Here is an 11,574-nt window from a genome sequence, read left to right as displayed (position 1 = left end):
GCGCGCCCGGAGGGACCCGTCCGCGCACCCGATGCCTGGTCAGGGCGGTGCGAGGGGCGCTGTCGGGGCAGGCGGCGGCGCGTCCCGGCGGGCCGGTCCGCCGGGCTGCCGGGCTGCCGGGCGAGTCCCCGGGCGTCGGCCACCGGTCCCACGCGGCGCGGCCCGTCCGGGTCCCCGCACCCCGGCTCCGCGGGAACTCACGCCAGCGCGTCCTTGAACCCCTGCCGCCAGGAGGGGTACCGCGGCTCCCAGCCCAGCTCGCGCCTGGCCTTGGCGTTGGAGAAGCCGCGGCCCTGCGTCATGATGACGACCGCCTGTTCGCCGGCCACGAGGCGGGCCAGCCACACCGGCACCCGCAGCGGCCGCTTCGCCCCGGCGCACTCTGCCAGGTACGGCAGCCACTCGGCGGCCGGCGCCGGTTCGTCGTCGACGATGTTGAACACGCCCTGCGCCCGCCGCTCCACCGCGAGGACGGTCGCGCTCGCCGCGTCGTCGAGGTGGATCCAGCTGCTGTGGCCGGTGGCGCGGCCGACCAGGGGGTACTGGCGCCTGCGGACCAGCTCCACCTGGTCGTCGATGGCGCCGGGGCCGTAGAAGGCGCCGTAGCGCAGGGCCGCGCCGCCGGCCCGCAGGACCGCGTCCTCCAGGTGGCGCAGCGCCAGCATCCCGCCGTGCGCGGGAGTCCCCTCCATAGGGTCCAGCGGGTCCTCCTCCGTCTTCACCCAGCCGCCCTCGCGGATGCCGTTCCAGCTGGCGTGGCTCTGCGCGACGACGTGCCGCACGCCGGCCGCCTCGGCGGCGGCGAGCAGGTGGTCGGTGCCCTCGGTGCGCAGCCGGTTGGTGAGCGCGAACCAGCGGTCGGGATGCTTGATGTCGGGCTTTCCGGCGTGCGCCACGGAGATCGCGGTCAGCTGGTGGACGATCACCTCCGGGCGGGCCGCCGCCACCGCCGCGCCGACCGACAGCGCGTCCAGGCCGTCCATCACGACCCCGTCCGCGCCCAGTTCCGTCAGCATCCCGAGCCTGGCGGCGCCGGTCGTGGTGGCCGTCACCTGATGCCCCCGCGCCACCAGCTGCGGCACCAGCCGCCGTCCCAGCACCCCGCTGCCCCCTGCCACGAACACCCGCATGTTCATCACCCTCCTGATCCGGCCTGCTGCGACTCGACGTGGGAGATCCGCTCCCGGACCGGAGACGGGACGGCCCCCGCCGCTGTGACATCGCCTGTCGCAGAACCGTGACAATCGGCCCCCACCTGCGGGTCGGCACAGCGGGCCATGATCTGTACACGGCGCGTATACACGCGGCGTATACACCGTGTGTAGAGTCCTCTCCATGTCCATCGGTCACACCCTCCTGGGGCTCCTGGAGTCCGGCCCGCGCCATGGTTACGACCTGAAGCGGGCCTTCGACGAGAAGTTCGGTCACGACCGGCCGCTCCACTACGGCCAGGTCTATTCGACGATGTCCCGGCTGCTGAAGAACGGGCTCGTGGAAGTCGACGGCATCGAGGCCGGCGGCGGACCCGAGCGGAAGCGGTACGCCATCACCGACGCCGGGGTCACCGACGTCGAGCAGTGGCTGGCGACCCCCGAGAAGCCGGAGGAATACCTCCAGTCGACCCTGTACACCAAGGTCGTGCTCGCGCTGCTCACGCACCGGAACGCCGGCGACATCCTCGACAGCCAGCGCTCCGAGCACCTGCGCAGCATGCGCATCCTCACCGACCGCAAGCGCCACGGCGACCTCGCGGACCAGCTCGTCTGCGACCACGCCCTGTTCCACCTGGAGGCGGACCTGCGCTGGCTGGAACTGACCGCGGCCCGGCTCGACAAGCTCCGTGCGGAGGTGGCCGAGTGAACGCCCCCGCCGGTTCGCTGCTCACGGCCGACAGGCTCCGCAAGGCGTACGGCCCGACCGTCGCCCTCGACGGGGCCGAGTTCTCCATACACCCGGGCGAGGTCGTCGCCGTGATGGGGCCGTCCGGCTCCGGGAAGTCGACCCTGCTGCACTGTCTCGCCGGCATCGTGCCGCCCGACTCGGGCTCGATCGTCTACGCCGGGCGCGAGATGGCCACCATGAGCGACACCGAGCGCAGCGCGCTGCGGCGCAGCGAGTTCGGGTTCGTCTTCCAGTTCGGCCAGCTGGTGCCCGAGCTGACCTGCGTGGAGAACGTCGCGCTGCCGCTGCGGCTGAACGGCACCTCCCGCAAGGAGGCCCACCGGGCCGCGCTGGGCTGGATGGAGAAGCTGGAGGTCGACGACCTCGCGAAGAAGCGGCCCGGCGAGGTCTCCGGCGGCCAGGGCCAGCGGGTCGCGGTGGCCCGCTCGCTGGTGACCGGTCCCCGGGTGCTGTTCGCGGACGAGCCGACCGGCGCGCTCGACTCGCTCAACGGCGAACGGGTGATGGAGCTGCTGACCGACGCCGCCCGCTCCACCAACGCGGCCGTCGTCCTCGTCACCCACGAGGCGCGGGTGGCCGCCTACTCCGACCGCGAGATCGTCGTACGGGACGGGAAGTCCCGGGACATGGAGCGCGCGGTATGAACGTCCGGCAGTGGGCGAGGGATCTGGCCATGGGGGTCCGGTTCGCTTTCGGGGGCGGCCGCGAGGGCTGGTTCCGGGCCGCGATGACGGCGGTGGGCGTGGGCCTGGGGGTGGCGCTGCTGCTGCTCACCACGGCCGTCCCGAACGCGCTGGCCGTGCGCCACCAGCGTGACGTGGCGCGGGCGGACTACACGTACGTCTTCGGCCAGCCCAAGAAGGCCGGCGAGAAGACGTTCGTCATCGCGGACATCGACACGCCCTACCGCGGCAGCGACATCCGCGGCCGGATGATCCAGCGGGAGGGCGCGAAGGCGCCGGTGCCGCCCGGGCTCACCGGGTACCCGGCACCGGGCGAGATGGCCGTCTCGCCCGCGCTGAAGCGGCTGCTCGACTCCCCCGACGGGGCCCTGCTGCGGGCCCGGCTGCCGTACCGGATCACCGCCACCATCGCGGAGAGCGGACTGACCGGCTCGCAGGAACTCGCCTACTACGCGGGCTCCGCCGATCTCGCCGCCCACATCCACCCGCCGGACGTGGCCCGGATCGACCACTTCGGCAGCCCCCGGTCCCCGGACGAGGCGTCCGACCCGGTCCTCACCCTGCTGGTCCTCCTGGTGTTCGTGGTGCTGCTGATGCCGGTCGCCGTGTTCGTCGCGGCCGCCGTCCGCTTCGGCGGCGAGCGCCGCGACCGGCGGCTGGCCGCGCTGCGGCTGGTCGGCTCCGACGGCCGGATGGTCCGGCGGATCGCGGCCGGCGAGGCGATGGCGGGCGCGCTGCTGGGACTGGTCCTCGGCGCCGGCTTCTTCCTCGTCGGCCGGCAGCTCGCGGGCAACGTCGACGTGTTCGGCACCAGCGTGTTCCCCAGCTACCTCAACCCCTCCCCCGTGCTGGCGCTGCTGGTGGCGGTCGCCGTCCCGGCGGCGGCCGTGCTGGTGACCCTGTTCGCCCTGCGCGGGGTGGTCATCGAGCCGCTCGGCGTGGTGCGTACGGCGAAGCCCGCGCGCCGCCGGCTGTGGTGGCGGCTGCTGCTCCCGGTGGCCGGTCTGGCGGCGCTCTACCCGATGATCGGGCAGGGCCGCGGTGACGGCGACTTCAACCAGTACCTGGTGACCGGCGGCGTCCTGCTGCTCCTGGTCGGCATCACGGCGCTGCTGCCGTGGGTCGTGGAGACGGTCGTCGGGCGCCTCGGCCGGGGCGCGGTGGCCTGGCAACTGGCGGTTCGGCGGCTGCAGTTGAGCAGCGGTACGGCGGCCCGCATGGTCAACGGCATCGCGGTGGCGGTGGCCGGTGCGATCGCGCTCCAGATGGTCTTCAGCGGCGTCGAGGCCGACTACACCAAGGCGACCGCCAACGACCTCAACCGCGCGCAGATGTCGGTCCAGGTGCCGAACGGTGTCCCGGTGCCCCAGGTCGCCCGGGCGATGGCCGCCACCAAGGGCGTGCGGAAGGTGGTCTCGATCGCCGACGGCCAGGTCGGCGACCTGAAGAAGGACCCGAGCCAGACCGCCCAGGTGAGCGTGGGCAGCTGTGCCTCGCTGCGGGAGGTCGCCACCCTGCCGTCCTGCCACGACGGCGACGCCTTCGTGCTGAAGGGGTCCGACAGCGACTCCGAGACCGCGAAGCTGCTGGCGGCCGGGGAGAAGCACGGCCGGACGCTGTACCTCAACCCCTCGTACAGCGACGGCTCCGAAGGCTCCACCAGCCGCTGGGAGGTCCCGGCGGGGCTGAAGCAGGCCCGGACGCGTGAGGACCCCACCGGCTACGAGCGCGGCGGCCTCCTGATCACCCCGGGCGCGCTGCCGGCGGGTGCCGACACGGCGGTGCAGGGCGTGGTCTACCTGTCCGTCGACTCCGGCGTCCGCGACGTCAACGAGTACGTGATCAACACCGCGGTCCGGATCGACCCGCTGATGCACGCGGACGCGCTGACCCGGTTCGAGCGAAGCGGTCAGTTCGACTCCATCCGCACCGGGCTGTTCGTCGGCGCGGCCGCCGTGCTGGCGCTGATCGGCGCGAGTCTGCTGGTCGGCCAGCTGGAGCAGCTGCGCGAGCGCAAGAAGCTGCTGTCGGCCCTGGTCGCCTTCGGCACCCGGCGCCGCACGCTGAGCCTGTCGGTGCTGTGGCAGACGGCGATCCCGGTCGGACTCGGCCTGGTGCTGGCCGGCGTGGTGGGGCTGACGCTCGGCACGGTGCTGCTGAAGATGGTCGGCTCCACGGTGCGCGTGGACTGGCCGGGCGTGCTGGCGATGACCGGCTTCGGCGCGGTGGTCGTCCTGGCGGTGACCCTGCTCAGCCTGCCGCCCCTGCTGCGGCTGATGCGCCCGGACGGCCTGCGCACCGAGTAGGCCGCACGGCAGGAGTCAGGAACCGGCGCCGAGCACCCGGACGGGCAGCGGCCGCAGCGCCTCGCGCAACGCGGCCGCCAGCTCCCGGTACTCGGCGCCGCGCGCTGCCCCCGCGCGCATCGCGAGGGCGACCCGGCGGCTCGGCGCGGGCTCCGCGAAGGAGCCGGTCAGGAGCTGCTCGCTGCGGCTGGTCTCGACCTTGACGGCGGTGTGCGGCAGCAGGGTGCAGCCGAGCCCGCCGGCGACCAGCTGGACGAGGGTGGCGAGCCCGGCGGCCGTGGTGGTCACCGCGACGTCCTTCCGCCCCGCCTCCCGGCAGATGTCCAGTGCCTGGTCGCGCAGGCAGTGCCCCTCGTCCAGGAGCAGCAGGTGCAGCTCCTTCAGCGCCTCGCGGGCGATGCCGGTACGGCCGCCGAGCGGATGCCCGAGCGGCGTGACGAGTACGAAGTCCTCGTCGAACAGGGGGAGTTCGACGACCCCGGGGATGCCCAGGGGGACCGCGAGCAGCAGCAGGTCGAGGCGGCCGGCGGCGAGCCCGTCCAGGAGGCTGGCGGTCTGCTCCTCGTGGACCTGGAGGTCGAGGTCCGGGTAGCGGTCGTGGACCAGTCCGAGGACCGTGGGCAGCAGATACGGCGCGACGGTGGGGATCACCCCGAGCCGCAGCGCGCCGGTGAACGGCGCCCGCACCGCCTCGGCCTCCGCGAGCAGCGCCTGCACCTCGTCCAGCACCGCCCTCGCCCGTACGGCGAGCCGCTCGCCGGCGGGCGACAGCAGCACCTTGCGGGTGGTCCGTTCGAGCAGCGTGACGCCGAGCGTCTCCTCCAGCGCCGCGACGGCTCCCGACAGCGCGGGCTGGCTCATGCCTATCGCGGCCGCCGCGTCCCGGAAGTGCAGGTGCTCGGCGACGGCGGCGAACGCCCGCAGTTGCGCGAGACTGGGCTGCCGCCGCTTGCCCCCGACACCACCGGCCCCGACGCCGATACCGTTCCCCAGGGGATTACCCAGAGCCACTAATAGCCACCTCCGATCAACTCGACCGAGTGTAGCTATTTCAGGAATCAATGCACCTTGTGCCACCATCGGCGGCGTCCAACCCATCGGAGCAGGCCCCGCGATCCGGGGTAGCTCCGCGCTGCAAGGAGAGCGTGTGCTCACTGTCGGTGACAAGTTCCCCGAGTTCGAACTGACCGCCTGCGTCTCGCTGGAGAAGGGCCGGGAGTTCGAGACGATCACCCACAAGACCTACCAGGGTTGGAAGGTGGTCTTCGCGTGGCCCAAGGACTTCACCTTCGTGTGCCCCACCGAGATCGCCGCGTTCGGCAAGCTGAACGAGGAGTTCGCCGACCGCGACGCGCAGGTCCTCGGCTTCTCCGGTGACTCCGAGTTCGTCCACCACGCCTGGCGCAAGGACCACGACGACCTGCGCGAGCTGCCGTTCCCGATGATGGCCGACTCCAGGCACGAGCTGATGCGCGACCTCGGCATCGAGGGCGAGGACGGCTTCGCCAAGCGCGCGGTGTTCATCGTGGACCAGAACAACGAGATCCAGTTCTCCATGGTGACCGCGGGCTCGGTGGGCCGCAACCCCAAGGAGGTCCTGCGGGTCCTGGACGCCCTGCAGACCGACGAACTGTGCCCGTGCAACTGGACCAGGGGCGAGGACACCCTCGACCCGGTCGCGCTCCTGGCGGGTGAGTGACCCCGTGTCCCTGGACTCCCTCAAGTCCCGTGTCCCGGACTACGCCAAGGACCTGAAGCTCAACCTGGGTTCGGTCATCGGCAACTCGGAGCTGCCGGCGCAGCAGCTGTGGGGCACGGTCCTGGCGACCGCCGTCGCCGCCCGCTCCCCGATCGTGCTGCGCGAGCTGGCGCCGGAGGCGAAGGCGAACCTCACGCCCGAGGCGTACACGGCGGCGAAGGCCGCGGCCGCGGTGATGGCGATGAACAACGTCTTCTACCGCACCCGCCACCTGCTCTCCGACCACGAGTACGGCACCCTGCGCGCCGGTCTGCGGATGAACGTCATCGGCAACCCCGGGGTCGACAAGGTCGACTTCGAGCTGTGGTCGTTCGCGGTGTCCGCGGTCAACGGCTGCGGGATGTGCCTGGACTCCCACGAGCAGGTGCTCCGCAAGGCCGGAGTGGACCGTGAGGTGATCCAGGAGGCGTTCAAGATCGCGTCGGTGGTCCAGGCGGTCGGCTCCACCCTGGAGGCCGAAGCCGTGCTGGCCGAGTTCGAGTAGGCACCGTCGCCCTGTGGACCCCGCTCACCTCTGGTGCGCGGGGTCTTCCGCATCCCTGGGGGCTGCGCCCCCGGACCCCCCTTCGGCCTGAACGGCCTCGTCCTCGAACTCCCCCGGAGGGGGTACCCCCAGACGGGCTGAAGACCGGGTCTCGTCGCCGTCCTCGGGCGCGGGACCGGCCGATGCCGACGCCTCGTCGCCGTCCTCGGGCTCGGTGCCCGCGTACCGCTCGCGCGAGTAGTGGTGCAGGTAGCTGACCACCGTGTTCGTCACCGCCACCAGCGGTACGGCCACCACCGCGCCGCCCAGGCCCGCCACCAGGCTGCCGGCCGTGACCGAGAGGACCACGGCGAGCGGGTGGACGCGGACCGCCCGGCCCAGGATGAACGGCTGCAGGATGTGGCCCTCGATCTGCTGGACCGCGAGGACGACGGCCAGGGTCATGACCGCGGTGAAGACGCCCTGGGTGACCAGCGCCACGATCACCGCCAGCGCGCCGGAGGCGACGGCACCCACCAGCGGGATGAACGAGAACAGGAAGATGAAGACGGCCAGCGGGACGGCCATCGGGACGTCCAGGAAGTAGATGCCGATGCCGATGAAGATGGCGTCGATGAGGGCGACCAGGACCGTGCCCCGGACGTAGGCGGTGAGGGTGCGCCAGGCGCGCGGGCCGGCGCCGGCCACGCCCTCGCGGGCGGCGGCGGGGACCAGCTTGAGGAACCACCGCCAGATGCGGTCGCCGTCGTAGAGCAGGAAGAGCGTGGAGAAGAAGACCAGCAGGAGACCGGTCAGCGCCTCCACGACGACCTGGACGCCCTCCAGGCCGAACGACGTGATCTGGTCGGTGTTGGCGCCGATCGCCTCGCGGAGGTTCTTGGCGATCTGGTTGATCTGTTTGTCGGTGACGTGGAAGGGGCTCTTCAGCAGCCAGTTGCGCAGGTCGTCGATGCCGTTCTGGATCTGGTCGGAGAGCGTGTCGATGTTCTCCATGACCTGCCAGGTCACGAACCAGCCCATCAGGCCGATCACCACGAAGCCGGAGATGGCGGTGAGCGCGGTGGCGGGGCCGCGCGGCACACCGTAGCGGCGCAGCCGGGCGACGGTGGGCTGGAGCAGGGCGGTGATGAGCAGGGCGACGACGAAGGCGAACACGACCAGTTGCACGGAGCTGATGACCCGCATCAGGATCCAGACCGCGCCGGCCAGCACCAGCAGCCGCCAGCCGGCCTCCGCGGCGACCCGTACGCCCCAGGGGATGGCCGTCACCGGGTCGGGACGCGGTACCGGCTTCCGGACGGGCGCGGAGGCCTGCGGCAGCGGGGCCGGGGCGGGCACCGGAGCAGGCGCCGGGGTGGGCGCCGGAACGGACACGGCCGGAGCGGGCGGCGCCGGCTCGGTGTGCTCCCGCTCCACCTCGGCCTGGCGCTCGTCCAACCGCTCGCCCATCTCGGTCAGTCCGGCCCCGATACGGCCGAGCCACTCAGGCACGCGCGACATGATCCGCCCTCTCCCCACCACTCCCCCCTGGAGTCGTCCGCAACGACCGTACAGGGCAACAGCCCCTCCCCCTAGGACGGGGAGGGGCTGTGGAAGGTTGAGAGAGGTTCGCTGCAACGCGCCCTCTTTTTTATGCTTTTAGGGGCGCTGGGGTACCCCCGGCCGAAGGCTGGGGGAGGAACTGCGCGACCAGCCACAGGCGGCCCGCGGCCGACATCGAACCGCAACCGATGTTTGTCGGCCGCACCGCAGCGGAGCGCCTAGTACCAGTGGTTCGCCTGCCAGAACGACCAGGCCTCACAAGGGCTGCCGTACCGGGAGTTCATGTAGTTGAGGCCCCACTTGATCTGCGTGGCCGGGTTGGTCTGCCAGTCGGCGCCCACGGAGGACATCTTGGAGCCGGGCAGGGCCTGGAAGAGACCGTAGGCGCCGGAGGAGGCGTTGACCGCCTGGTAGTTCCAGCTGGACTCGTGGTCCACGATGTTGCTGAAGCACTGGTACTGGCCGCTGGCCACCATCTGCTGCGCCATCGCCTGGATCTGCGCCACAGTGTACGAGCTCTGGACCGGGAAGCTGGAGGCGGAACGGCTGGCCGTGGTCTTCGCCTCGGCGCGCTCCTTGGCCTCCTTGGCAGCCTTCTCCGCTTCGGCCTTCTTGGCCTCGGCGGTCTTGGCCGCGGCCACCCGGGCCGCCTGCTCGGCGTCCTTCTTGGCGGACGCGTCCGCCTGGATCGCCACGGCGTCGGCCTGCTGCGTCAGGGACGCGGTCTGCACCTGGGCCTGCTGCCCCGCGGGCAGGTCGGCGAGGAGCGTGGTGTCGGCTGCCGTAGCCTCGGCGTCGTTGTTCGGCTGGGCAACACTGCCCGAGGCCACACCCACGACGCTTCCGACGGCGGTGACCGCGGTGGCCGAGGCCACTGCGAATCCCCGGACCGAGATCCGGCTCACACGGTTTCCTTCCAGCATCGCCCGCTTCGGTGACCCTGGCGGACGCAATCGTGCCCCTGGCACTGGTCTCCTCACTACTGGGTCACGGGAGACACGGGCCCGGTGGGCAACCCCCCGGAGGGAGCGCCGCGTGGTGCTCGGGCGGCATACGACGTCGCTATGGAATTAGCAGTGATGCTTCTGTTGTTCCGTACCGCTGGGGGTACGGGTGTGTCGTATGCGGGGCCTGACAGGAGTGAGACTCTGCCGTAACCCGACGCCGGGTGGCAATTCAGAGTTGCGTGTGAAAGCTCACATCCGGTTTCTCCCAGGGGATTTCAGGAAACCGCCACACGCGAAGACGCCGCCCGGCTAGGCTCGGGGCCTTTGCCGGACGGCGCCAACGGGTGGGCCATCAGCTCAAGTTGGACACAGGGTTCAGATGGTTCAGATGTGCCCGTCCTCCAGCATTTCGGTCACAAGGGCGGCGATCTGGGACCTCTCGGACCGGGTGAGGGTGACATGCGCGAAAAGCGGATGCCCCTTCAGCTTCTCCACGACGGCGACCACACCGTCGTAACGCCCGACCCGCAGATTGTCCCTTTGCGCCACATCATGGGTCAGAACGACCCGCGAATTCGCGCCGATCCGGGACAGAACGGTCAGCAGGACGTTCCGTTCCAGCGACTGGGCCTCGTCCACGATCACGAACGCGTCGTGCAGGGAGCGGCCGCGGATGTGGGTGAGCGGCAGCACCTCCAGCATCCCGCGGGCGGTGACCTCCTCGATGACCTCGCGGCTGGTGACCGCCGACAGGGTGTCGAAGACCGCCTGCGCCCAGGGGCTCATCTTCTCCGCCTCGGAGCCCGGCAGATAGCCCAGTTCCTGGCCGCCGACCGCGTACAGCGGACGGAAGACCATCACCTTCTGGTGCTGGCGGCGCTCCAGGACCGCCTCCAGGCCCGCGCACAGCGCCAGCGCGCTCTTGCCGGTGCCGGCCCGGCCGCCCATCGACACGATCCCGACGTCCGGGTCGAGCAGCAGGTCGAGCGCGATGCGCTGCTCGGCGCTGCGGCCCTTGATGCCGAACGCCTCGCGGTCGCCGCGCACCAGACGGATGTTGCCCTCCGCGGTCACCCGGCCGAGCGCCTTGCCGCGCTCCGACTGGATCGTCAGGCCGGTGTGCACGGGGAGGCCGGAGGCCTCCGGGACGTACACGTGCCCTTCCTCGAAGAGGATGTCCACCTGTTCGCCGGGCAGGGTCAGTTCGGACATTCCGGTCCAGCCGGAGGAGTCCGTGATGGCGAGTTCGGCGCGGTACTCCTCGGCGAGGAGACCGACCGACGACGCCTTGATCCTGAGCGGGAGGTCCTTCGAGACGACGGTGACGTCGTACCCCTCGGCCTGCAGGTTGCGGGCCACCGCGAGGATGCGGGAGTCGTTGTCCCCCAGGCGGTAGCCGCTCGGCAGCACGCTGGGGTCCGAGTGGTTGAGCTCGACACGGATGGTGCCGCCGAGTTCGCCGATCGGGATGGGGGCATCGAGGCGGCCGTGCCGGACCCGGTAGTCGTCGAGCAGGCGCAGCGCCTGCCGGGCGAAGTAACCGAGTTCGGGATGGTGCCGCTTGGCCTCCAGTTCCGTGACCACGACGATCGGGAGCACTACCTCGTGCTCCTCGAAGCGGGCCATGGCGTTCGGGTCGGCCAGCAGGACGCTGGTGTCGAGAACATAGGTGCGCCGGTCGGACTTGCGGCGCGTTGTGCTGGTCACCACGGAAGGACGTACCCCCTCGGATGAGGTCGGGGAGCGACGAAGGCGAGCTGGACCGGTTGACGGCCGCCTTGCACGGGCCGAAAACCGGCCCCCCGCTGCTTCTTCCGTGCCGTGACCGCACGGTCGGGCTGGTGCAAAGGGCCTCCCGGGCGGGCGGCCCCGAGCCGCCCACTGAGAACCGATGCCCGTGGTTCGGACATCGACCTGCATGGCTTATGCCCTCGAACATGCGACACCATGC

The 11,574-nt window shown here is 71.4% G+C and carries 10 protein-coding genes; 5 read left to right on the top strand and 5 right to left on the bottom strand.

Features of this window, described 5'->3' with window-relative positions; translation table 11 throughout:
- Positions 1-197: 197 nt before the first annotated feature.
- Complete coding sequence (locus tag ACFZB3_RS12985) at positions 198-1,136, bottom strand: NAD-dependent epimerase/dehydratase family protein (protein ID WP_391373935.1); 939 nt, start codon at positions 1,134-1,136, stop codon at positions 198-200.
- Positions 1,137-1,335: 199 nt separating this feature from the next.
- On the opposite strand from ACFZB3_RS12985, the gene ACFZB3_RS12980 reads away from it, so the two are divergent.
- The 3 genes from ACFZB3_RS12980 to ACFZB3_RS12970 are packed head-to-tail and all read left to right on the top strand — an operon-like array spanning position 1,336 to position 4,891.
- Complete coding sequence (locus tag ACFZB3_RS12980) at positions 1,336-1,860, top strand: helix-turn-helix transcriptional regulator (RefSeq protein ID WP_391373932.1); 525 nt, start codon at positions 1,336-1,338, stop codon at positions 1,858-1,860.
- Positions 1,857-2,546, top strand: a complete 690-nt coding sequence (locus ACFZB3_RS12975) for an ATP-binding cassette domain-containing protein (protein WP_391373929.1) — start codon at positions 1,857-1,859, stop codon at positions 2,544-2,546. The genes ACFZB3_RS12980 and ACFZB3_RS12975 overlap by 4 nt, the downstream gene beginning before the upstream one ends.
- Entirely contained in the window at positions 2,543-4,891 is a 2,349-nt protein-coding gene (locus ACFZB3_RS12970; protein WP_391373926.1) for an FtsX-like permease family protein, read from the top strand. The genes ACFZB3_RS12975 and ACFZB3_RS12970 overlap by 4 nt, the downstream gene beginning before the upstream one ends.
- A gap of 15 nt (positions 4,892-4,906) precedes the next feature.
- Here the strand turns inward: ACFZB3_RS12970 and ACFZB3_RS12965 are convergent, their stop codons facing one another.
- Positions 4,907-5,872 (bottom strand): LysR substrate-binding domain-containing protein, encoded by a 966-nt coding sequence (locus ACFZB3_RS12965; protein ID WP_391374089.1) that lies wholly within the window; start codon positions 5,870-5,872, stop codon positions 4,907-4,909.
- Between the two features lie 166 nt (positions 5,873-6,038).
- Here ACFZB3_RS12965 and ACFZB3_RS12960 point away from each other — a divergent pair, with 166 nt between their 5' ends.
- A complete protein-coding gene (locus tag ACFZB3_RS12960; protein ID WP_391373923.1) occupies positions 6,039-6,590 on the top strand; it encodes a redoxin domain-containing protein in 552 nt (183 codons plus the stop codon).
- Positions 6,591-6,594: 4 nt separating this feature from the next.
- On the top strand, positions 6,595-7,134 hold the full coding sequence (locus tag ACFZB3_RS12955) for a carboxymuconolactone decarboxylase family protein (RefSeq protein ID WP_391373921.1): 540 nt from the start codon (positions 6,595-6,597) through the stop codon (positions 7,132-7,134).
- 24 nt (positions 7,135-7,158) lie between these two features.
- Here ACFZB3_RS12955 and ACFZB3_RS12950 read toward each other — a convergent pair whose 3' ends face one another.
- The 3 genes from ACFZB3_RS12950 to ACFZB3_RS12940 all read right to left on the bottom strand — a co-directional run bounded on the left by ACFZB3_RS12950 (position 7,159) and on the right by ACFZB3_RS12940 (position 11,333).
- Positions 7,159-8,634 carry an AI-2E family transporter gene (locus ACFZB3_RS12950; protein WP_391373919.1) on the bottom strand — a complete coding sequence of 492 codons (1,476 nt, stop codon included), beginning with the start codon at positions 8,632-8,634 and terminating at the stop codon, positions 7,159-7,161.
- A gap of 260 nt (positions 8,635-8,894) precedes the next feature.
- The gene (locus ACFZB3_RS12945) at positions 8,895-9,581 is read right to left on the bottom strand and encodes a transglycosylase SLT domain-containing protein (protein ID WP_391373917.1); all 687 of its coding nucleotides are present in this window, start codon (positions 9,579-9,581) and stop codon (positions 8,895-8,897) included.
- Positions 9,582-10,007: 426 nt separating this feature from the next.
- Positions 10,008-11,333, bottom strand: coding sequence for a PhoH family protein (locus ACFZB3_RS12940; protein WP_391373914.1), 1,326 nt, complete (start codon positions 11,331-11,333; stop codon positions 10,008-10,010).
- Positions 11,334-11,574 lie beyond the last annotated feature (241 nt).

It is taken from the genome of Streptomyces sp. NPDC008092 (assembly GCF_042957285.1).
GTDB lineage: Bacteria > Actinomycetota > Actinomycetes > Streptomycetales > Streptomycetaceae > Streptomyces.
This window is presented reverse-complemented; position numbering and strand designations above follow the sequence as displayed.

What these genes read in the sequence shown, in the direction of transcription:
- ACFZB3_RS12970 (WP_391373926.1), top strand. Translation starts at nt 2,543, where the DNA reads ATGAACGTCCGGCAGTGGGCGAGGGATCTGGCCATGGGGGTCCGGTTC.
- ACFZB3_RS12950 (WP_391373919.1), bottom strand. Translation starts at nt 8,634, where the DNA reads ATGTCGCGCGTGCCTGAGTGGCTCGGCCGTATCGGGGCCGGACTGACC.
- ACFZB3_RS12985 (WP_391373935.1), bottom strand. Translation starts at nt 1,136, where the DNA reads ATGAACATGCGGGTGTTCGTGGCAGGGGGCAGCGGGGTGCTGGGACGG.
- ACFZB3_RS12980 (WP_391373932.1), top strand. Translation starts at nt 1,336, where the DNA reads ATGTCCATCGGTCACACCCTCCTGGGGCTCCTGGAGTCCGGCCCGCGC.